The organism is Gluconobacter cerinus, assembly GCF_025961355.1.
In the GTDB taxonomy this organism is placed as follows: domain Bacteria; phylum Pseudomonadota; class Alphaproteobacteria; order Acetobacterales; family Acetobacteraceae; genus Gluconobacter; species Gluconobacter cerinus.
On record NZ_JAOQNM010000001.1, the window covers coordinates 2247538 to 2269577 of the forward strand.

The 22040-nt window shown below is 57.0% G+C and carries 21 protein-coding genes; 11 read left to right on the forward strand and 10 right to left on the reverse strand.

The genetic code is table 11. The features are described from left to right. Positions 1-134 precede the first annotated feature (134 nt). From M2305_RS10410 to M2305_RS10430, 5 genes are all read right to left on the reverse strand, one after another. Entirely contained in the window at positions 135-1211 is a 1077-nt protein-coding gene (locus M2305_RS10410) for a DUF2125 domain-containing protein (RefSeq protein WP_264649299.1), read from the reverse strand. Positions 1212-1461: 250 nt separating this feature from the next. Then, positions 1462-2211, reverse strand: coding sequence for a lysophospholipid acyltransferase family protein (locus M2305_RS10415; RefSeq protein ID WP_264649300.1), 750 nt, complete (start codon positions 2209-2211; stop codon positions 1462-1464). Positions 2212-2255: 44 nt separating this feature from the next. Next, a complete protein-coding gene (locus tag M2305_RS10420; RefSeq protein WP_373321833.1) occupies positions 2256-2897 on the reverse strand; it encodes a YdcF family protein in 642 nt (213 codons plus the stop codon). Beyond that, positions 2846-3745, reverse strand: a complete 900-nt coding sequence (locus M2305_RS10425; protein ID WP_264649301.1) for a cell division protein FtsX — start codon at positions 3743-3745, stop codon at positions 2846-2848. The genes M2305_RS10420 and M2305_RS10425 overlap by 52 nt, the downstream gene beginning before the upstream one ends. Continuing rightward, a complete protein-coding gene (locus M2305_RS10430) occupies positions 3742-4419 on the reverse strand; it encodes a cell division ATP-binding protein FtsE (RefSeq protein ID WP_046901269.1) in 678 nt (225 codons plus the stop codon). Before M2305_RS10430 ends, M2305_RS10425 begins: the two co-directional genes overlap by 4 nt. 122 nt (positions 4420-4541) lie before the next feature. On the opposite strand from M2305_RS10430, the gene M2305_RS10435 reads away from it, so the two are divergent. Beyond that, positions 4542-5009, forward strand: a complete 468-nt coding sequence (locus M2305_RS10435; RefSeq protein ID WP_264649302.1) for a zinc-ribbon domain-containing protein — start codon at positions 4542-4544, stop codon at positions 5007-5009. Positions 5010-5018: 9 nt separating this feature from the next. Here M2305_RS10435 and M2305_RS10440 read toward each other — a convergent pair whose 3' ends face one another. Beyond that, on the reverse strand, positions 5019-5429 hold the full coding sequence (locus M2305_RS10440; protein WP_086633011.1) for a hypothetical protein: 411 nt from the start codon (positions 5427-5429) through the stop codon (positions 5019-5021). A 117-nt stretch (positions 5430-5546) separates the two neighbouring features. On the opposite strand from M2305_RS10440, the gene M2305_RS10445 reads away from it, so the two are divergent. The 5 genes from M2305_RS10445 to M2305_RS10465 are packed head-to-tail and all read left to right on the forward strand — an operon-like array spanning position 5547 to position 11669. Continuing rightward, positions 5547-7367 (forward strand): ATP-binding protein, encoded by a 1821-nt coding sequence (locus tag M2305_RS10445; RefSeq protein WP_264649303.1) that lies wholly within the window; start codon positions 5547-5549, stop codon positions 7365-7367. Next, positions 7364-9268 carry an ATP-binding response regulator gene (locus tag M2305_RS10450; protein WP_276556561.1) on the forward strand — a complete coding sequence of 635 codons (1905 nt, stop codon included), beginning with the start codon at positions 7364-7366 and terminating at the stop codon, positions 9266-9268. The genes M2305_RS10445 and M2305_RS10450 overlap by 4 nt, the downstream gene beginning before the upstream one ends. A 55-nt stretch (positions 9269-9323) precedes the next feature. After that, the gene (hslV, locus tag M2305_RS10455; RefSeq protein ID WP_264649305.1) at positions 9324-9902 is read left to right on the forward strand and encodes an ATP-dependent protease subunit HslV; all 579 of its coding nucleotides are present in this window, start codon (positions 9324-9326) and stop codon (positions 9900-9902) included. A 1-nt stretch (position 9903) separates the two neighbouring features. Then, positions 9904-11220, forward strand: a complete 1317-nt coding sequence (gene hslU, locus M2305_RS10460; RefSeq protein WP_264649306.1) for an ATP-dependent protease ATPase subunit HslU — start codon at positions 9904-9906, stop codon at positions 11218-11220. Between the two features lie 14 nt (positions 11221-11234). Next, complete coding sequence (locus tag M2305_RS10465; protein ID WP_099213278.1) at positions 11235-11669, forward strand: SufE family protein; 435 nt, start codon at positions 11235-11237, stop codon at positions 11667-11669. 62 nt (positions 11670-11731) lie between these two features. On the opposite strand, the gene M2305_RS10470 is transcribed toward M2305_RS10465, so the two are convergent. The 3 genes from M2305_RS10470 to M2305_RS10480 form a co-directional block, all read right to left on the reverse strand. Next, positions 11732-11941, reverse strand: a complete 210-nt coding sequence (locus M2305_RS10470) for a hypothetical protein (RefSeq protein WP_086633016.1) — start codon at positions 11939-11941, stop codon at positions 11732-11734. Positions 11942-12026: 85 nt separating this feature from the next. After that, complete coding sequence (locus tag M2305_RS10475) at positions 12027-12683, reverse strand: energy transducer TonB (protein WP_264649307.1); 657 nt, start codon at positions 12681-12683, stop codon at positions 12027-12029. 133 nt (positions 12684-12816) lie between these two features. Next, on the reverse strand, positions 12817-15243 hold the full coding sequence (locus M2305_RS10480) for a glucose/quinate/shikimate family membrane-bound PQQ-dependent dehydrogenase (protein ID WP_046901278.1): 2427 nt from the start codon (positions 15241-15243) through the stop codon (positions 12817-12819). Positions 15244-15547: 304 nt separating this feature from the next. On the opposite strand from M2305_RS10480, the gene rpmI reads away from it, so the two are divergent. From rpmI to lpxB, 5 genes are all read left to right on the forward strand, one after another. Continuing rightward, entirely contained in the window at positions 15548-15748 is a 201-nt protein-coding gene (gene rpmI, locus M2305_RS10485) for a 50S ribosomal protein L35 (protein WP_046901279.1), read from the forward strand. A gap of 15 nt (positions 15749-15763) precedes the next feature. Then, positions 15764-16123, forward strand: a complete 360-nt coding sequence (gene rplT, locus M2305_RS10490; protein ID WP_007282845.1) for a 50S ribosomal protein L20 — start codon at positions 15764-15766, stop codon at positions 16121-16123. Positions 16124-16224: 101 nt separating this feature from the next. Then, a complete protein-coding gene (pheS, locus tag M2305_RS10495; RefSeq protein ID WP_099213279.1) occupies positions 16225-17295 on the forward strand; it encodes a phenylalanine--tRNA ligase subunit alpha in 1071 nt (356 codons plus the stop codon). Between the two features lies 1 nt (position 17296). Continuing rightward, positions 17297-19765 carry a phenylalanine--tRNA ligase subunit beta gene (gene pheT / locus M2305_RS10500; protein WP_264649308.1) on the forward strand — a complete coding sequence of 823 codons (2469 nt, stop codon included), beginning with the start codon at positions 17297-17299 and terminating at the stop codon, positions 19763-19765. Next, the gene (lpxB, locus tag M2305_RS10505; RefSeq protein ID WP_264649309.1) at positions 19762-21024 is read left to right on the forward strand and encodes a lipid-A-disaccharide synthase; all 1263 of its coding nucleotides are present in this window, start codon (positions 19762-19764) and stop codon (positions 21022-21024) included. Before pheT ends, lpxB begins: the two co-directional genes overlap by 4 nt. Here lpxB and trpS read toward each other — a convergent pair. Further along, positions 21014-22003 (reverse strand): tryptophan--tRNA ligase, encoded by a 990-nt coding sequence (gene trpS / locus M2305_RS10510; RefSeq protein WP_264649310.1) that lies wholly within the window; start codon positions 22001-22003, stop codon positions 21014-21016. The genes lpxB and trpS overlap by 11 nt on opposite strands. Positions 22004-22040 lie beyond the last annotated feature (37 nt).

The following is a 22040-nucleotide window of genomic DNA, read 5'->3' on the forward strand; positions in this document are numbered from 1 at the left end:
GAAGTCAGGAATGAGCTGAGATCATGCGCACCGCACTGCACACATGACCCGGATCTGAATCTTGAAAGCCGCAGCACGGGAATAGTTTTCTTTCCGCGCCATGGTTTTGACAAAAATCAAAACATTCTCTGCGTCTACTCGCGCAAATGTGACGCGTCAATTTTTTGTGTGGAGATTGTTTGCAAAAGTTGTTCGAGAGCAGGTGCAGCATGACCGTTCACGACGGAAACTTCTGCGACAACAGGATGACTTTCTGCCAGTCCGGATGAGGGTGTTGCGTGCAAAATATGCTCAAGAAAAACGCGCGTGTCTGGAGCAAGCGAGGCCTGAAGGCGCGGAATATTCAGGATTTTTTCGGCGGCATCATGCCAGTTCAGAAGCGTCAGGGTGAGGTGGCCGCTGAGCGCTGGGTATGTCAGTTCACCGGAAAAGGAAAGATGTGCAGAAGTCGCTTCCGACCCCATCGAAAATGATGCTGTCTGCACAAGTAGGCGCTCATAGCCTTCAGGACTAAAAAGCGGGCTTTCAGGATGTGTGCTGGACGTCGTGAGAGCTACCACGAGATGAGCGTTGTGCAGTGGATACTTGGCAGCATTCAAAAATGATGTGCTGAGAGTGGAAGACAACAGATCCAGTCCGAGGCGTGTGGCTCCTGCTGAGGCCTGGGGTTGGATGAGGATGCGTCCAGAAAGGCGGGACAGCGCGACTGTCTGATCCACAAGGTCCATTGCGACGGCGACTTGGGCAGAAGGAGCATGGAACATCACGGTTCCGTCCTCTGAGATGTTCAGTCTCAAAGCTTCTGTGAGAATGGTTGCTCTGGCCGAAGAAGTGATAATGCGCGCAGCCTGACGACCGGGGAGGGAGACGGTGAGGCCGTTTCTGAGGAACTCCGTCCATGGTCCGCCAAGCCTGAAACTCTCACCTGCCCAACCCGCTTCGAATGGTTGGGCAGGAAAATTTTTATGGCTGAGCTGGGGTTTCTGGATGTCGATCCATGCTCCGAAAGGCCAGCCTCCACGACGAACTTCTCCAGTCTCTACAGACCATCCTGTAGCTTTCAGGTTCGCGACTTCGTTTTCAATTTGTGCCTGCATTCTGGTGGTGACGTGATGCCACAGGGCGGTATCTGCAGCTGCCACAACTGTAATGAAACAGAAGATGACAAGCGTGATTTTCAGGTAACGGGCAGTATTGGAAACTGGGTTCACTGGGCCTGTCTTTGTGTAACTGGATAAAGAAGCTGGTTCGATGGACGGTATTTTATCCCCAAAACAGCATTCCGCGTGCAGTCATTGTTTGACAGCCGAGTCTATGGAAGGCGATCTGGGGACATTGAGGTCGGGGAATAGCTGAAAACCGCAGAAAAACAGGGTTTTTCAGCTCTCTCTGGAAACTGCCGGGTTTCTTGAAATTCGCCGGAAGCCTCTGGCCTCAAAACTCCTTCTGTTCAGGCGGCTGTTAAACCCTCTGAAGCTCCACAGAGTTATCCACAGTATTGCGCGGTAATTCATGGGTTGCGCACAGTTCATCCCATGCTTCGTTCAGCGCGGTCGTGAAGCCGTTGCGTCCCTCTGTGGAGGGGAGTGGCGCGCCGATGACGACCTTCAAAACACCAGGTTTTTTCTGCCAGGGAGATCGGTCCCAGAAGAGGCCGGAATTGGTGGCGACCGGCACGACAGGAACATTAGCCTGTCGGGCTAAAGCAATAATGCCCGGTTGGATGGGGTAGCGCTCTCCGGGAAGTGTGCGTGTGCCTTCAGGAAAGATAATAATCTGTCGGTCAGATGCGTGAGCGCGTGCGCTGTCTTTCATCATGGTCCGCAGGGCTTTAGATCCAGCGCTTCGTTCCACAGGGATCATGCCGCTCAGAATAAGCATGGGGCCGACAAGGGGAATTTTAGTCAGTTCCGCTTTGATGATGTAGGTCGGTAGGGGGACCAGATTCATCCAGACGAAGCCATCGAAGAAGGACTGATGCTGGGATGCAATGAGGCTTGGGCCTGCAGGAATATTATCCCGACCATGAACTTCGATTTTCACGGAGCAAAGCTGTGCAAATCCAAAGAGCACCGCTCTGGACCAGAGTTTGGCGTAAGAGAGTGCCAGATCCTGTCGCTGCATGAGGCGGATCGGGATTGCCCCGAGGCCCATGATGACTGTGAGGATCAGGAAATAAAGATTGAACAGCAGGCCGCGAAGAATGCTCATAATTTTGTCTGCTCACCAGAAAAGCTGCGGTTGCACAAGAGGCCTTAGTGAGGCGTAAGGCCAATCTTGCCGTCTGGCAGGCCCGTCAGGTTACTAAGCTCTGCGCCCAGAAGTTTGAAATATTCCCGGATGAGTAAGTGCAGGGTCTGGCGGGACAGTGGCGCTTCCAGAGCTGGCGGGAGAACCGGATAAGGCACGAGTTCCAGATCTGGGGCAGTCCGGCTGAGCTCTATAATGGCACGGCGAATGTGGTAGCCAGCGGTAACGACCAGCAGGCTGTGCATTTTGTGATCTCTGGCCCATGTCGTGGTCTCATAAGCATTACCAATCGTGCTAACGGCACGGCGGCCCAAAGTGACGCGGCTGGCCAGATCGCTGGAAAGCGTCTGGTTCTGAAGGCGCACCAGTTGATCGAGTGTAACATGGGGCCCGACGCCAGAAATCAGTAGAAGCTGGCCATATCCGCCCTTGAGAAGGGTGAGGGAGGTTTCGATACGGGATTGGCCGCCTGTGAGGGTGACGATGCCATCGCAGACAGTGGCCACATGCGGTGGCTGTCGGGAATCGTGGATGAACCAGACGAAGCCAGCCGACCAGAGCACGGCAATAAGAAACAGCGAGGAAAGAAAGGCCTTCACGGCAATCGACGAAGCCACACGAGCACAACGCCCTGAGCTGTGATCCATCCCAGAAGAGCTGCAATGACGGGCAGGGCACCGAGCTCTTTCAGGAGGCTGAGAGGTAAAATGCGGAGTGTTGTCCACCACCCATCCAGTGTTGTCGGAAAGGTGCTTGGGGCGGTGGCCTGATGCGTGAAGGGGGCGAGGGTTGTGGCAAGGGAGGTTGTCAGTGGCGTGAGGAGGACGAGGCCAGCCACGCCGCCCATAAAGCTGAGGAGTGCAGCTCGACCGGCAATATGGCTGGAAATTGTAAAATCCCCGGCGCCAAGGGAATGCACGATTTCCACAGCCCGTTTCTGGGCAGCGACAGAGCGGCGGACAGTGATGCCAATGGATAAAACGGCAATCGCTGCGATCAGGATAACGGCAAGCCAGGCGCATCCGACGAGGCTTGTGCCCAAATGTTCAAGTCTTTGGCCCCATTGCATGTCTTCCTGAACAATGGCTTCGGGCAGCGTGTCGTGAACAGTGGAGCCTAGGTTAGCGTCAGCCGTGTGGGCGACGATGAGGACGGTGGGCAGAGAGAGGCCCGGCAGACCTTTCCGCGCATCCGTAGGCTGGCCAAGCCAGGGCGCCAGCAGATCCTGCACCTTGTTTGTGGAAAGCTTTTGCAGGTTGGTAACGCCCGGCAAGGCTTTGAGAGCGTGAATGAGTGCGTCCGTGCGATCTGAGGCGTTTGGAATGTCCGTCGGGATTTCGATCGTTGCAGCACTTCGGGCCGCCTGCGCCCAGCCGTCTGCAAGCGCTTGAACACCGGTCAAACCAGCAAGGGCCAAGCCAGCCAGCAGGGTCATGAGCGCAACAAGCAGAGGGAGGCTGCCTGAGCGCAGACCGGGAGAGACGCGGCGGCTCACGCTATCGCCTCATTTGCATGCGGATCGAGCGTGCCATCACGAAGCATAATGGATGGGGCGGGAGCATCGCGCACGAGACCTTCGTTATGCGTCGCGACAATCACGGTTGTTCCCAGATCAATCAGTTCCTGGAACGTTGCAAGAAGGCGTCTGGCCTGAGAATCCTCAAGAGCGTTTGTTGGTTCATCGGCGAGAAGGATGTCGGGTCGTCCGATCAGGGCGCGTGCAATAGCAACACGCTGCTGTTCGCCCCCGGAAAGAGTGGTTGGCCGGGAATGGGCGTGCGGGGAGACATCCAGCCAGTCCAGGACGGCAAAAACCTCCTGTCGAATATCGCGTTCGGAGCGCCCACGCAGACGCAACGGGAGGGCGACGTTGTCAAAAACATTCCACTCCCCGATCAGGCGGTAATCCTGTGGGACGAACCCGATACGTCTTCTCAGGTTCCGTAGAGTGCTTCGGCTGGCGCCCGTGACTGGGGTGTTGAGAATATCCATTTGGCCTGAGGCGGGTTTTGCCCCGAGTGTCAGAAGCTTGAGAAGGCTGGATTTACCTGCGCCTGATGGCCCGAGAAGCCAGCGGAATTCTCCCTGAGGGATTGTCAGGGTCATGCCGTGCAGAACAGGCTGCCCAACGCCAGCAGGTTTCAGGGAGACATCGCGCAGGCGGATCATATGAAAACGATCAAAGGTGTTGCAGGCGTATTAACCATTTATTAACGACAACCTCGTCATATGGGCAACCCAGTTGAGGTCAGACCGAGGCCGGTACGGTCTGATTTTTGAAGGATACCGTGATGCGTGTTGAATGTCCCCACTGTCATGCTGTTTTTGAAGTGCCTGATGCACTTTTGGAGCAGGCGCGGCGGCTGCGTTGCGCGAACTGTGGGGATAGCTGGTCTTTACAAGAGACTCACGAGCCGGAGCTTGCGCAAATTCCGCCTGATGACTTGTCCTTGCTCAAGGCTGAGACTGAAAAGCCTCCAGGCCCTGAAACATCACAGTCTTATCTTGTTGGACTAAGCGCGTCCGAAGCACGGGACGCTGCGAAACATGCGTTTGTTCTACATTCCCGGACAGTAACCCACGGTCTGGGTAAACCCGAGACTGTCGGGACGAAAATGATTGGAAGTCTTGGGACTTGGAGTGCCGCGTGGGGGCTCAGTCTCGTGGTGGTCGGCGGAGGCGTGGCCGCACTGTGGCACTGGAAGGCTGGGGAGCTGGTGACTTTATTGCCGGGTATCGGCCATGTCTTTACTCCCTGAGCCTGAGTTTTACATGTTGCGTGCAGCCAGTGCGGACAGGGTCGCTCCAATTGCGGCAAGTCCCATCAATAGAAAGCCGTCGAACATGAGGGAGCCTGGGGTTAGCAGGTGACTGCCGATCTGAAGATGGGTCGGCAGGGTGCCTGCCACATGGTTCATGATGTCTTTCGCCTGGGGGTCAGCGCTTGCAGCACTCGTCGTAATGGCGTTCACGATGTGCGGAAGGATGTACCAGCCAAGCCCAAGAATCAGGAGAAGCGGAGCGAGAAGTTCTGCGACCTGCTGGGCGAAGTAGAAGGCGAAATAGCAGATGGACCAGATGCCCGTCCGGATTAGCGCGCCGGTTGAAAGAGGGCCGCTTTCCCCGCTGCGGGAGTTGAGCAGGCGATCCGTCAGGTTGCGCGAGGGCTGAATGTCCATGAGATACGGCTTCCACTGATCCGGTAACGGGAGTTATCTTCGCCCCTTGGAAATCGGACGAACATCAGCTTCGGACTAGCTGCAAGAGGCCGTTAATGCAAACATTCCGTCATTCTCATGCTGCCTTCTGATCTTAAAGCTCCGCTCGGAGCCACAGAGACCGCACGTGTTCTGCTCGTGGAGCCGGATGATGCTCATGCCCAGCGGATCTGGCGTGTTCTTCTAAAGGAAGGCTTCACCGTGACCTGTCTCGGCAGCGGTGAAGCTGCTTTGGGAACGGTCGAGGATCTGATGCCTGACCTCGTGGTCGTGTGCTCTGAGCTGCCCGGTATGACGGGTGGGCAGTTGGCGCGGCGTTTGCGGTTGGATGCCCTGACACGCACCATTCCGATCCTGATGCTGACGGAAGATGCTTTTCCCGGCGGTGAGCGAGAGGGGCTGGAAAGTGGGGCAGACGCCTATATTTCCAAATCCGCTCATCCTGACCTGCTGGTGTTGCGGATGCGGGCTTTGCTTCGGGAAGGACCGGAGCTTCTTCAGGTGGATGAAGCCTCTCGCTTTCGCCGGGCAAGAATTGTCATCGTCAATTCTCCCAGGGAAGAGGAGGAAGACGAAGAGATTACCGAAGATGCACCCGAGACAACGTTGGGTGAGCTGCTCTGGCGTGATGGGCATACGGTCACGTCTATCGAGCGTTCAGACGATCTGATTGATGGTGGATGGTTGCGCGGCGCAGATGGCCCGGACTGCCTGGTGCTGGAACTGGGGAGCGGAGACGAAGACCTCAAGTTTTGCCGCCTTCTGGATGCGCGGCGTCAGGCTGTTCTGGAAGCTGGTGGAATTCCGTTTCGAACGCTTGGCATTGTGGAGGCCTCACGCTTCCGGAGGCAGTCTTCTGGTGAATTCTTCGAGGCCGGCATTGACGATTTGGTTCCCAGCGACATTGCCATAGAAGCCCTCGCCATGCGGATCAGGACGCTGGCGCAGAGACGCATGGCGCAGGATGAGTTCCGACAGCAGGAAATTGAGCGGCAGCAGAATGCGCTTACTTTGGAAGCGGCAAGGGCGAAGGCCGAAATGGCTGAAGCTCTTGCGCAGGCAAATATGGAATTGGCGCGCACAAACGAACAGTTGATTCAGGCGCAGTCGAAACTCGTGCAGACTGCCAAGATGGCGTCGCTGGGTGAACTGGTGGCGGGTATCGCTCATGAGATTAACAATCCGCTAGCCTTCACGATTGCTCATGCCGATACAGTGGAGCGGACGTTGAAACGCCTTCAGACGCTGGGAAGCCCGGAGGATGGGGCGCCGCTCATGCAGAAGGGGATTTCACGTCTGGAATCCATGAAACTCGGGTTGCAGCGGATTCAGAATCTCGTTTTGAGTCTCCGGCGATTTTCCCGGCTGGATGAAAGCTCATTCCAGACAGTCGATGTTCCCAGTGCGCTTGAGACAGCATTGGCGTTGCTGGGACATAAGCTTGGTCCGGACATTAGAATTGAAAAGGATTTGCAGGCTCCGGCGCATTTGGTCTGTCAGCCTGCGTTTCTGAATCAGGTGGTTATGAACATTATTTCCAATGCGGCCGATGCATTGGCGGATATCTCGCCTGAGGGCGGCCCTGTGCAGGGGCGTATTGTGATCAAGTCCCGTCTTGAAAATGGCCGGTATGACATGACGATCAGCGATGACGGTCCGGGTTTGCCGATGGAACTGAGAAACAGGGTGTTTGATCCGTTCTTCACAACCAAGCCGGTTGGAACAGGCACGGGGTTGGGGCTTGCGATCGCTTATAGTGTGATGGAAGCCCACGATGGCATTATCGAAATCACAGATGCCCATTTGTCGGGTGGCCGCGGAATAGGGGCGTGTTTCCGGCTCAGCCTTCCCGTCACAATGACGGAAGATGGGCCGGTGGCAACGGGGCGTTCCGTATGAGTGTGTGGAGCGTGAAGGGGCCATTACGTCCCCGTATTTTGCTGGTGGATGACGAAGAAGAAATCCTCGTTGCCCTGGAAGATCTGCTGGAAGACCAGTACGAAATTCTTGCAACGACCGATCCGCTGCGAGCTCTGGAGCTTTTGCGGGCGCATCCGGATGTCGCCACCATTATCTCCGATCAGCGGATGCCTGGATTGACGGGGGATCAGCTTTTGATGCGGGCGCGCGAGTTTTCGGATGCGCGCAGTATTCTGCTGACGGGTTATGCGGATCTGGATGCCGTGGTGTCTGCACTGAACCTCGGGCAGGTGCAGGCTTACGTGCACAAGCCTTGGGATTCGGATGCGCTTCGGTCCTTGGTTGGGGAAGTGACGCAGCATTGTATTGCCCAACGGGCGCTGCAGACGGAACAGGCTCTTTTGCGCGGCCTGATGGATGCCCTTCCGATGGGGCTTGTTTTTTCGGATGCTCAGGGGCGCTGTATTCGCAGTAACGTGCGCGATGAGGCTGCACAGGATCTGAACGACGAACTGATGCATTTCCCGGAAGTACTGCGTGCTGATGTCCAGCAAATGCGCGACAATGTTCGTAGCACGGGGCAGGAAGAGCGGCTGGTTGCTGAAGTTCTGCCAGATCATGACGGAGGAACCGTTCAGCGCTGGCACGAATTGAGCCGCCTTTCATTGGCCTGGCCTCAGGGCGTGCCGACGGAAGACCGATGGCAGGTCAGCATGGACCGGGACGTTACGCAGCGAGTGCTGATGGAAAGCCGTCTGCGGCAGGCGGACAAGCTTCAGTCCCTGGGTACATTGGCTGGGGGAATTGCGCACGATTTCAACAATCTTCTCGCTGCCATCTCCGGGTCCCTGGAATTGCTGGAAGACATGGTGGACCTGGATGAGACATCCAGTGCTCTGGTGAAGAACGCTATGGAATCTGCGCAGCGTGGTGCTGTGCTGACACGGCGGTTACTTCAGTTTGGACGCCCACGTGAGGCACGCCTGGCGCCAGTGGCGTTGCAGGATCTTCTGCCGGGGCTTGAAGCGCTTCTGGTTCAAAGTCTCAAGCGTCGAAGTGGCGAAAGAAGTGTGGCTTGCAAGCTGTCGCTTGAGGATATGCCTGCTGATTTCCCCGCTGTCTGGTCAGATCAGGATCAGCTCGAAATGGCGCTTCTAAATCTTTGTGTGAATGCTCGGGATGCCATGACGCAGGGTGGGACAGTATCGGTGTCGGCGCGTGTAGTGGGGCAGAAGTTCAAAACGCTGCCTCCGGAATGCTGTCTGGATCGTGCGGTTGCGATTGATGTGGTTGATGAGGGTGAGGGCATGTCACCCGAGGTGATGAAGCGGATTTTCGATCCCTTCTTCACTACCAAAGATGTGGGGCGTGGAACAGGGCTTGGCCTTTCCAGTGTGTATGGGTTCCTGAGCCGGAGTTACGGCGAGATCGTTGTGGACAGCACGCCTGGCAAGGGGACGTGCATGACATTGCTGCTTCCTGTCGTCCGAAGCGATGTTGTGGCAGATCGGGTGGCGGACGGTGAAAAACCTCATTCCCTGAAGGTACTGGTCGTCGATGATGAGGCGCCGGTTCGTATGGTAACGGAGGGTTTTCTTCGCCATGACGGGCATAATGTAGCCGCTGCGTCGTCTCTGGCGGAAGCTCTGACCCTGACAGATGAACATGGTCCATTCGATCTGGCTGTGATTGATATGCGTATGCCAGATCATGATGGCCCAACCTGCGCGGCCATTCTGATGGACAAAATGCCTGAGCTGAAAGTGCTGTTTATCAGTGGGCACACAGAATCGCAGTCTGAAAATGCGCCGTTGCCCAAGCCCTTTACACAAAAGGGGCTTCAGGATGCGATCCGGCGGCTGATGCAGGGGGCAATATAACCTGACGGGAGTAGTCCTCTTGTCAGGCGCTATATCCGCACCATCTTTCTGAGTGATGTCTTACCAAATCACTCCCCACGATCCGGTCGGCTGGCATGGCACGACCATTCTTTGTGTCCGTCGTGATGGCCGGGTGGCCATGGCGGGGGACGGCCAGGTCTCCCTCGGGCAGACCGTTATCAAGGGTAATGCTCGCAAGGTTCGGAGAATTGGACCTCACAGCAATATCCTGGCGGGTTTTGCTGGTGCCACGGCTGATGCCTTTACCCTGCTGGAGCGGCTTGAAGCGAAACTTGAGCGGTATCCAGGGCAGCTTGAGCGGGCCTGCGTCGAACTGGCGAAAGACTGGCGCACGGATCGCTATCTGCGGCGTCTGGAAGCCATGATGCTGGTGGCTGACGCAGATCGCTCTTTCACCCTGACCGGAAATGGCGATGTGCTGGAGCCAGAGGATGGCATTGTGGCCATTGGCTCCGGCGGAAATTACGCACTGTCTGCAGCGCGGGCATTGACGACGGTGGACGGTCTGAGTGCCGAGGAAATCGCGCGTCGGTCCATGAAAATTGCCGGTGATATCTGCGTTTACACAAACTATTCCGTAACGCTGGAAACACTAGGCGGGGAGGCCTCCTGAGATGTCTGTTCCAAATTTTGCCCCCCACGAAATCGTATCCGAGCTTGATCGCTTTATTGTTGGCCAGTCCGACGCAAAACGTGCGGTTGCCATCGCGATGCGTAATCGCTGGCGTCGGTCCCAGCTTCCTGACGGCTTGAAGGATGAGGTTGTTCCCAAGAACATTCTCATGATCGGCCCCACGGGTTGCGGCAAGACAGAAATCGCCCGTCGACTGGCCAAGCTGGCGCAGTCTCCGTTCCTGAAAGTGGAAGCGACCAAGTTTACGGAGGTTGGTTACGTCGGGCGGGACGTGGACAGTATTGTTCGGGATCTCGTTGAGGTGTCTCTGACCATGCTGCGGGATGGACGCCGCAAAGACGTGCAGGAGAAAGCTGAAGCCGCGGCTGAAACCCGGCTCGTTGATGCGCTGGTTGGCGAAGGAGCGACAGCCGACACCAAGGTAAAGTTTCGCCAGATGCTGCGAGATGGTGCTTTGGAAGACAAGGAAATTGAAATCCAGATTGCTCCTGATCCACAGCGCGGTAAGGAGAGCGGTGATGTTCCAGGGCTCCAGCCGGGGCAGGTCATCAGTTTCAACGATATGATGAAGGGGTTCATGAACCGGATGCCTTCACGTAAGAAACTAAAGGTTTCGGTGGCGCGCGAGCAGTTAATCCGTGAAGAAGCTGACAAACTTCTGGATGACGAAGCCCTGACGCGCGAGGCGATTGAGCACACCCAGAACCATGGCATCGTGTTCCTGGATGAAATCGACAAGGTCTGCGCGACATCTGAACATGGAACGCGCAGCGGAGATGTCTCTCGTGAAGGCGTGCAGCGTGATCTTCTTCCGCTGATTGAGGGGACGACTGTCAGCACGAAGTATGGCTCGGTGAAGACGGACCATATCCTGTTTATCGCGTCCGGAGCTTTTCACATTGCCAAGCCTTCAGACCTTCTGCCGGAATTGCAGGGGCGTCTGCCTATTCGCGTGGAGTTGGCTGGCCTGAGCAGAGACGATCTGAAGCGTATTCTGCTGGAGCCTGAGCATTCGCTTCTGAAGCAGTATGTGAGTCTGCTGGGTACGGAAGGTGTGACGCTGGAATTCGGTGACGATGCCGTGGATGCTTTGGCGGAACTGGCGGCTGATATTAACGAGCGCGTTGAAAACATTGGGGCGCGACGGCTGGCAACCGTTCTGGAAAAGCTGCTGGAGGACGTCTCATTTTCTGCATCTGACCGGAAAGGCGAGACCGTGAGGGTGACGGCAGAGGATGTTCGTGACAGGGTGGCGCCGCTTGCCCGCAAGGGTGATTTGAGCCGCTTTATCCTGTGACGGAGACGTTTTTTGTGAGTGATGCCTTTCTTGCCCCTCAGGAAGAGACGGCGACCGCTGCCATCGAGGAAATTGAAGCCGAACTGGCGATGTTCGACGATTGGATGGAGCGGTATCAGTATATTATTGAAATGGGCCGCAAACTTCCGGCTTTCCCTTCGGACTGGCAGGACGATGTCCACCGTGTTCCGGGGTGTCAAAGCCAGGTCTGGCTCGAAGCGGAAGACCGTGATGGTAAGCTCTTCTTTGCTGGCGCTTCAGATGCGGCCATTGTTCAGGGATTGGTAGCCCTTTTGCTGAGAGTGTACTCAGGGCGAAGCCGTGAAGAGATCCTTCAGACGAGCCCGGTCTTCTTGCATGATATGGGACTGGTCAAAGCACTGTCCACGAACCGGGGGAATGGTGTTGAGGCAATGGCTCAGGCTATCCTCAAGCGTGCTGCGGCCTGACGATCTCAGTATTTAAAAAGCCCCTGTCAGCAGACGCTGACAGGGGCTTTTTTTGTTTGAGCTTAGTGAGCAGGCTGAGCAACTTGTGGGGCTGTTACATCACACTTGGTGAACTTGCCTTTGGCATCACGGCAGGCCTTCGGCTTCTTTGGGGCTTCACACTTGGTGAATTTGCCTTTGGCGTCCCGGCAGGGCTGAGACTTGGCATGTGCGAACTGGCCGCCGAAAGCGACGGTAGCGAAGGCAAGAAGAGCAAATTTGCGAAGGGTCATGCGTAGCCTCTGTGCAGTTTTTGCCCTGAACCGACAGGGCTTTCGACGCTGATTATGGAATGGACAGGCCTGCAGACACAAGGTTTCAGCGGAACCCGTCATTCCGGTCTTTCGCGTCTGATTCCCAGTTTATGTTGCCATGATAGGGAGCGGAGATGGGCTGCCCGTCTTTCATAGCCGGAAGGTATCTGGCCAGCGTGAAATAGGCGAGCGATGCCCGTCGTAAAATTTCGGGCCCCGGGCTGGCGGTACAGTCATGCGCGATGCCTGCGGTATCAACCTGACAGGTGACGGCTACTCTTCCTGTAATATTCCTGTCGTTCGCAAAGTCTGGATAGTAGGGGCGTGGACTATGCTCATGATCCACGACGGGCAGAGTTGCTGCTCCACGAGCCTCAAAGGGAATGGTCTTTTCCCACCGGCCTTCAATGGGTTTGCTGTCCTGATATGCCGGAAGAAACTTTGATGAATAGGCATAGGCTTCCGCTGCAAGTGCGAAATCGGGTGCGTTCGCTGAAGTTTCGCAGCTTTGAGGCTGACCTTCCTTTGTGATGACGCAGACAATATGCGCCGATCCCGAATGCCTCAGTTCAAGTTCAGCCGGTGGATAGATGAGACGCCCGTGATGGCTCGGATCCAGAACCGCCGTTACGGAAGCAGTATCATTGCTGTGGGCTGGAGACGGAGCGACGGCGATGAGGCCAAAGACGGCCAGAGCCATTCCAGATCGAGAAAAATGCATGCTGCCCTTACTTTATGGAATATATTTCATAACGTAACGAGAGCTTAGAAAGCTTTTGCCGGGACTTGAAGACAAAAAAAAGGGGCACCCGAAGGTACCCCTTTTTCTCAATAACCAATGGCTTACTCAACGATCACTTCTGATCAGCGAGGCTGTAAGCAATCAGGTCGTCGCCCATGACGGTTGGGAAGGAGTTGTGGCCACCAGCATAGGTGACAACGAACTGCTTTCCATTGACCGCATAGGTCATTGGCGTGGCTTGCGCGCCGGCTGGGAGGCGATCCTGCCACAGGGTCTTACCTGTCGTCAGGTCATAGGCGCGGATGTAGTAGTCCATCGTGCCTGTCAGGAAGCCAACGTTGCCAGCCGTGGAGAGTGGGCCGCCGAGGCTCGGGACGCCGATCTTGATCGGAGGCAGCGGAATGGGCAGGGAGCTGCCGTGCATGGAGTCACGGAGCGTACCGTTACGATGCTGCCAGACCACCTTGTTGGTGCGCAGATCGATACCGGCCACATAACCCCAAGGCGGCGTACGGCAAGGCATCTTGATGCCAAGCGGCAGCAGCACAGGGTCCATGAACGGATGCAGATCAACAGCATAGGGGATGCCGTAGTTCGGCTGCAGACCGGTTTCGCCACCGGAGCCCTTTGCGTTCGGTTCCGGCCATAGCGGGTTACCCGGACCACGGGGCACCAGACGGGAAACGAACGGTAGGGAGATCGGGTTGGCAAAGGCCACCTGACGCTGCGGATCGACAGCCAGACCACCCCATTCGAACATGCCGAGGTCGCCCGGGAAGATCAGAGATCCCTGGAGTGACGGCGGCGTGAATGGACCTTCATAGCGAAGGGAGTGGAAGTAGATGCTGCAGAACATCTGGTCGAAGATCGTGCCACCCCAGATATCGGAATCGGAGAGGGCTGCCTTCGGACGCAGGCTCAGCTGAGACATCGGCTGCGTTGGGCTGGTGTGATCGCCCGGTGCGGCGCCACCAGGAACCGGCGTTTCCGGAGCCGGGACGACTTCCTTGCCCGTACGACGGTCAAGAACGAAAATGTCGCCAGTCTTCGTCGGAACGTAGATGGACGGAACGATCGTGCCGTCTTTCGACGTGATGTCTACGAGGCTCGGCTGGGACGGGGCGTCCATGTCCCACAGGTCATGGTGAACAGTCTGGTAGTACCAGGCCAGCTTACCCGTCTCTGCGTTCAGCGCGACGATACCCGGAGCAAAGCGCTCGGATTCCTTGGTGCGGTAACCGCCCCACTGATCCGGCGTACCTACGCCCATTGGGATGTAAACGAGGTTCAGGTTCTTGTCGTAGGACGACACGATCCAGGAGTTTGGAGAGTTCGGATGGAAGACCGGATGATCCGGGTCTGGCATCTGGTTCGGGTCAGGGTTGGATGCGTCAAACACCCAGACGCGCTTGCCGGTATAAACGTCAAATGCCTGCGTTGCGCCCGATGCCTGCTTGATGGAGCCGTTATCGGTGATGGCGCTGTTGGCAATGATCAGCTTGTCGGTGATGACCGGCGGAGACGTCGGTTCATACATGCCCGGCGTGGTGTAAGGCTGGTTCGGCAGGCGCAGATCCAGTTCACCGTCGTTTCCGAAGCCAGAGCACTTCTGCCCGGTTTCAGCATCGACTTCGACAAGGCGGCCGTCATTGACAGGCAGCACGATACGCTTGGCGCAATCGGTTGGAGCCGGATTGCCATCGCTGTCCGTGGCATCCGCCGGTGTCTGGTGGAAGCTCACGCCACGGCACGTCAGATGCTGGAAGCCTGGGTTGATCTGCAGGTGCGGATCGAACGTCCATTTGACGTGACCCGTTGCAGCATCAACGGCCCAGAGCTTCTGGTGCAGCGAGCACAGGTAAAGCGTGTTGTCGAATTCAATCGGTGTGACTTCGTTGGTTGCTTCGCCCGGATCATTCGGTCCCATCAGATCCTTGGTGTGGATGTGCCATGCCACCTTGAGGTTCTGAACGTTGGACGAGTTGATCTGCTTCAGCGGAGACCAGCGATCGCCAGCCTGCGTGCGGCCATAGGCGTGCCACTCGCTGTCTGGAACGTTATCTGCGTCAACCGGTGCTGCGTTGGTCAGCTCTGTTGGCAGATTGCCGCTGATGTCGTGCGGGTCTGTGAAAAGACCGGCAGCAAGCACCAGTACGGCGAGACCGACGGAGCCTGCCAGGGGAAGGACAGATGCGCGTGTGCCGCCGATCTGGCGGGACACGAACGGGATCAGCAGCCAGATGCCAAGAATGATCACGATATCGGAGCGGGGAACCAGTGCCCAGAGGTCGAGACCGACCACGGAAAGTTCCCATACGACCGTCGCGAACACTACAGCAGCAAAGAGCCACAGTGCGGCCGGGTTACGGCGCCATGCGAGGAAGGCAGTCGCAAGAAGTGCGATGCCGAGGAGGAGATAATACAGGGGGCCGCCGAGGGAAACGGCCCATGCGCCGCCCACGGTAAGGATCGCGCCGCAAAGCGCGAAGACCGCGGCCGTGATCAGGGCCCAGAGCCCTGGCCGGGATGATGTGCTCATGATGTTCCTAGAGCTGTTATTTGGTGCAGCACTTGACCTTCGGACAAACACATAGAAGCGCGTTAAGAATCAAGATGTCAGATGGTTCATGTTGCTCACGTCACTGTGAGCGAGATCACAGTGACGTGACTTGAACAAAGGGGCGTCTTTTGCTTGCGCGTTAAAGAAAATAAAGTTCTTGGCGGAATCAGTCCGATGGGATAAGGCAGCCGCTCCGTGTACGCGTCCGGGCCATAAGTGGCATGCCCGGCCGTGCAGAGTCCCGCTCCGGTGGGACCAATCGTTTACGGCGAGGGAGACCGAAATGCCCAAGATGAAGACGAAGTCGTCGGTCAAGAAGCGGTTCAAGATTACCGCGACCGGCAAGGTAATGTGCGGCCCAGGCAACAAGCGCCACGGCCTTATCAACCGCCCGCAGAAGATGAAGCGCACCAACCGTGGTCCTCAGACCATGACGGATATGGACGCAAAGACCATCAAGCAGTGGGCGCCCTACGGGCTCTAAGGGAGATTAAGGTACATGGCACGTGTTAAGCGGGGCGTAACGACGCACGCCCGTCACAAGAAAGTTCTCGATCTCGCCAAGGGTTACCGCGGCCGTTCGTCTACGAACTACCGTATTGCTCTCGAGCGCGTTGAGAAGGCGCTGCGCTATGCGTATCGCGACCGTCGCAACAAGAAGCGTGATTTCCGCGCTCTGTGGATTCAGCGTATCAACGCTGCCGTCCGTGAGCACGGTCTGACGTACAGCAAGTTCATCAATGGCCTGGACAAGGCTGGCATCGAGATCGACCGTAAGGTTCTTGCTGCTATTGCTTTCGACGACGCAGCTGCTTTCGCAGAAATCGTCAAGAAGGCACAGGCCGCTCTCGCAGCCTGAGCTATTCAGACCTGATCCCCACTCGTGGGGGCTGGTGACTGGCGGGCCGTCCTGTTATCAGGGCGGCCCGTTTTGTATTTGTACTGTAAGCGATGGGCGGTATGGCTGACGATCTCGACACGCTGAAGAATGAAACTCTTGCTGCGCTGGGCGCTGCTCAGGACCGCGCGCAATGGGATGCCGTTCGCGTTGGAACACTGGGGAAGTCCGGTGCCTTGACCGGGCTCCTGAAGCAGCTTGGCAAACTTGATCCCGAAGAGCGCAAACTGCGCGGGCAGGCCTTGAACCGCCTGCGGGATGAATTGACCAAGGTGATTGAAGATCGCGGTCGGGAAATCGAAGAAGAAGCGCTGCAGGAACGCCTGAAAGCCGAACGGGTAGATATCACGATGCCTGCCCCTTCTGTGGTGACCGGCGCCATTCATCCGATCAGCCGTACCATTGAAGAAATGACAGCCATCTTTGGCGCTATGGGTTTTTCCGTCGCGGAAGGGCCCGATGTTGAAAGCCAGTGGCATAATTTCTCGGCACTCAATACGCCGGACCATCATCCGGCCCGGACTGAACACGATACTTTCTATCTGCCGCCCAAGTCAGGCACTAACGAGCCGCGCGTTCTGCGGACCCAGACGTCTGGCGTGCAGATCCGGACGATGCTGGGGCAGAAGCCGCCTATCCGCATCATTGCTCCTGGCCGCACCTATCGTGCCGATCATGACGCGACCCATTCCCCGATGTTCCATCAGTGCGAAGGGCTGGTCATTGACCGCAATATTACTCTTGGGCACCTCAAGGGCTGCCTGATCGAGTTCCTGCGCGTCTATTTTGACAAGCCTAATCTGCCGGTGCGTTTCCGTGCATCTTATTTCCCGTTTACCGAGCCCTCCATGGAAGTGGATATCGGCTGGTCCAAAGCCACAGGCGAGATTGGCGGTGGGTCCGACTGGCTGGAGGTTCTGGGGTCCGGCATGGTGCACCCGCGCGTGCTGGCAAATTGCGGCCTCGATCCGGCCGAATGGCAGGGCTTTGCGTTCGGTATGGGCGTCGAGCGCCTGGCCATGCTCAAGAACGGTATCCCGGATCTTCGGTCCTTCTATGAGAGCGACCTCCGCTGGCTCCGCCACTATGGCTTTTCTGCTTTTTCTCCCGCAACGCTGACGGAGGGCGTGTGACATGAAGTTCTCTCTCTCCTGGCTGCGTGAACATCTTGATTTTACAGCATCTTGCGAAGAGATCTGTGCCCGTCTGAACGGCATCGGTCTTGAAGTTGAGAGCGTTGAAAACCCAGCCGAAAAGCTGGCAGGTTTTAGAACGGCCAAAATTCTGGAAGCACATCGCCATCCGGATGCGGACCGTCTTCAGCTTTGCCGCGTCGCTGCTGGTGCGGGTTATGAAGATTTGCAGGTCGTGTGCGGTGCACCGAATGCACGGGCTGGCCTCCATGTGATTTTTGCGCCTCCGGGGACGTATGTTCCGGGGCTGGATATCACCATCAAGAAGGGCAAAATTCGCGGAGAGGAAAGCGGCGGTATGCTGTGTTCCCTGCGTGAGCTGGGTCTTGGTGAGGAGAGCAACGGTATTGCCGAACTGCCAGAAACAGCTCCGATCGGCGAGGCTTATGCGACTTACGCCGAGCTTGATGATCCGGTCATTGAAATCGCGATTACGCCCAACCGCGGCGATGCGTTGAGCATTCGCGGGATTGCGCGTGATCTGGCTGCAGCTGGCATGGGGCATCTCAAGCCATGGCTGACAGAAGCGGTTGAGGGTGATTTCGAGCCCGTCATCAGCTGGAAAATCGCGCATCCGGATTGCTCTTATGCCGTGGGCCGCGTCATTCGTGGTGTGAAGAATGGCCCTAGCCCAGACTGGCTACAGCGCCGCCTGAAGGCCGTTGGGCTTAAGCCGATCTCCAAACTGGTTGACGTCACGAATTACTTTACGTTTGATCTGGGCCGTCCGCTGCATGTCTTTGATGTTGCGAAACTTTCCGGAAATACACTGACCGTCACGCATGCTGCACGGGAGACCTTCACGGCTCTGGATGGCAACGAATACGTCCTCGGCACGGACGATATGGTGATTGTTGACGATGCTGGTGTGCAGTCGCTTGCAGGCATCATGGGCGGTCAGCAGAGCGGTGTGGATGACAACACGACGGACGTGTTTGTTGAATCCGCGTTGTTCGATGCTGTTCGTATTGCCCTGACGGGCCGTCGTCTGGCGATCCATACAGATGCGCGTCAGCGTTTTGAGCGTGGTGTTGATCCGGCACTGGTGCGAACTGGGCTCGAAGCAGCCACCATCATGATCCGTGACCTTTGCGGTGGTGAGCCAAGCGAAATTACGGAAGCTGGCGAACTGCCCAACTGGAAACGCACGGCTACGCTGCGTTTTGAGCGCCTGGAAACGCTGGGTGGTATTAATATCCCTGCGGATGATGCTGTGCGTTCTCTGGAGCATCTGGGCTTCGAGGTTGTTGAACGGAAAGACGATCAGGCGACCTTCGCAGTGCCGTCCTGGAGGAATGACGTTGCATCCGGTCAGGTTCTGGCTCAGGCCGTGACACTTGATGAGGACGTCGCGGCAAAGGCAGCAGCGAATGTTCCGCGCACGGAAGCGGAATGTGACCTCATAGAGGAAGTATTGCGCCTTTATGGGCTGGATGCAGTGCCGGCTGTGTCACTCCCTCAGTTGGCGATGGTCGCGGCTCCGGCAGTCACGCCTCTTCAGGCGCGTGCAGCGCTAATGCGCCGTATCTGTGCAGCCCGTGGGATGATGGAAACGGTTGGTTTCTCTTTCGTCGCTCATGAGGACGCGGTTCTGTTCGGTGACGTGCCCGAAACGCAGCGTTTGCTGAACCCAATTGCCATGGATCTTGATCAGCTGCGCCCGACGCCGCTCGTCAATCTGGCGCGTGCACTCGGCCGTAATCTGGCGCGTGGTCTGGGGCTTTCTGGCGAAGGCGCATTGTTTGAAATCGGTCCATGTTTTGATTTCGAAGGTCAGCACCTTCGTGTTGCCGGCTTGCGAGGCGGATTGACGGCACGTGAACCCGGTCAGACTGCGCAGGAAGCAACGCTTTGGGATGCTAAGGCCGATCTGACGGCCGCGTTGACCGCGCTTGGTGTTCCGGAAGCTTCTTTGTCTGTCACGGCAGATGCTCCGGGCTTTTATCATCCGGGTCGGTCAGGTCAGGTACGGCAGGGTCCTAAGCTGGTTCTGGGTAGCTTTGGTGAACTGCATCCTCGCACGGCACGCGCGCTTGGTCTGACTGGGACTGTCGTGGCGTTCGAGCTGTATCTGGATCGCATTCCGCAGCCTAAGGTCAAAAAGAAGACGCCTCCTGCGCTCTCAGCGCTGCAGCCAGTGCGTCGTGACTTCGCGTTCCTTGCTGGGCCGGATGTTGAAGCACAGGCTGTTCTCAAGGCCGTTCGTATGGCCGACCGGAACCTGATTCAGGATGTTCGCCTCTTTGACGTCTTTGAAGGTGGGAGCCTGCCGGAAGGGCATCGTTCTCTCGGTGTTGAGGTTGTCCTGCAGCCGCAGACCGAAAGTCTGACGGATGTCGGCCTTGAAGCGCTTTCCAAATCGGTGGAAGCTGCGGTTCTCAAGGCAACAGGAGCTACGTTGCGCCGATGAACTCTCTTCCAGAATCCGAACTGGCGCATCAGCCGGGCAATAGGGCCTTCCAGCCGGGGGCTCCCACGCCCCAGCATGGGCGCGTGATTTGGATTCTGGCAGGGGAAGCCAGCGGAGACGTGATTGGTGCACGTCTCATGCTAGCGCTTCATGCGCAGGACCCGACGTTGGTGTTTGCCGGAGTCGGGGGTGGCCGCATGGAAGCCCTCGGGCTTCATAGCCTGTTCCCGATGAGTGATCTGGCTGTCATGGGGCTTGTGGAAGTCTTGCCACGGGTCAGGCATTTGCGGCAGCGGCTTCTGGAAGCTGTTCAGGATATCGAGCTTCGTAAGCCTGATCTGGTGGTCACAATAGACAGCCCGGGTTTTGCACTTCGACTTCTTCAGAAAATTGAAAATTCCGGCTTCAAGCGCGTTCATTACGTTGCGCCGCAGGTCTGGGCCTGGCGCGAAAATCGCGTCAAGGAATTCCCTGGGCTCTGGGATCGGTTGCTCTGCCTTTTACCGTTTGAGCCTGAATGGTTTGCGCAAAGAGGACTGGAAGCGCGGTTTGTCGGGCATCCGGTGTTGCAGTCGGGTGTGAGACAGGGAAACGCTGCACGTTTTCGGACGCGGCATAATATTCCTGAAACGGCACCCGTCCTGATTTTGATGCCAGGAAGCCGGCGCTCTGAAGTTCCGAAGCTGTTGCCAGTTTTTCGCAAGATGCTGGACATTCTGCGCAAGAAGCATCCGGACATCTGCCCGGTGATACCGGTTGCTCCGGTCATTGCGCCGATCGTGCGCAACCTTATTCGTAAATGGCCCGTACAGCCGCATATTGTGACTGATATTCATGATAAGCACGACGCGTTTGCAGCGGCTCAGTGCGCTCTGACAAAGTCGGGGACGTCTACGCTTGAGCTTGCCATGGGCAATGTGCCGATGGTGGTGACGTATCGGGTAAATCCGCTAACTGCGATGATGGCGCGTCGGATGATCAAGGTGCCATACGTCGCCATGGTCAATCTGCTGGCAGGACGTGAAGTCGTGCCGGAAATGTTGCAGGAGAACTGCACGCCTGAGAAGCTGGCAGATATGGTTTCAAAGCTGCTTGATGATCCGGCAGCAGCAAAGAAGCAGCAGATGGCATTTGAAGAGGTGCTGGAAAAGCTCTCTCCCGCTGTGGGTACGCCTGCGGATGCAGCTGCTGCGGAAATTATGGATCTTCTGGACGAGCCGGTGTCCCGCTCGTCCAAGAAGAAAAAAATCAGCGAATAAAGCCGACCAGTCGCTCTGCTTCCTGCACGATTGGCTCGGAAATTTCACGGGCCCGGTCGGCGCCAGCGCGCAGGACGGAGATAATGTGGTCTTCGTTCTGCATCAGGCGGGCTGTTTCGGTGGCCACTGGTCCAAGTTTCTCTACGAGCAGGTCGGCCAGAGCGTTTTTGAACGGGCCAAAACCCTGTCCACCGAAACGCGCCAGAACGTCAGATATCGTTTCGTCTGACATGGCCGCGTAAATAGCTACCAGATTGCGGGCTTCTGCACGGTCTTCCAGTCCCTCAACGTCGCTTGGCAGCGCGTCGGAATCTGTCTTGGCGCGCCGAATCTTCAGAGCGATTTCGTCTGGGGTATCTGTCAGGACAATGCGGCTTTGTTCGGAGGGGTCCGACTTGGACATTTTCTTCGTGCCGTCGCGCAGGCTCATCACGCGGGCTGCTGCTGGCGGGATGAACGCTTCGATCTGGGGGAAGAACTCCGTACCCATATCATGGTTGAACTTCTGGGCGATGTCATTGGCCAGCTCAATATGCTGCTTCTGATCATCACCGACGGGGACGCGGGTAGCGTGGAACGCCAGAATGTCCGCAGCCATGAGGTTCGGATAGACATAGAGGCCCGCTGAGTGGTTCTCGCGGTTCTTGCCAGCCTTGTCTTTAAACTGTGTCATCCGGTTCAGCCAGCCGAGGCGGGAAACACAATTGAAAATCCATCCCAGTCGCGCGTGGGCGCTGACGGCAGACTGGTTGTAGAGGCGTGTCGGTTCGATGCCGGTTGCCAGAAGGCAGGCTGCCGAACCCAGCGTCTGACGACGCAGGTCTTCCGGATTCCAGGGCATCGTGATCGAGTGCATGTCCACGAGGCAGAAGACACAATCATGGTCTGCCTGCATGGCCGCCCAGTTGCGGAGTGCACCCAGGTAGTTACCCAGATGAGGAATGCCAGTTGGCTGAATGCCGGAAAATACGCGCTGCATGATGGATCTGTCTTCAGCTTTGGGGAAAGGTCATGCT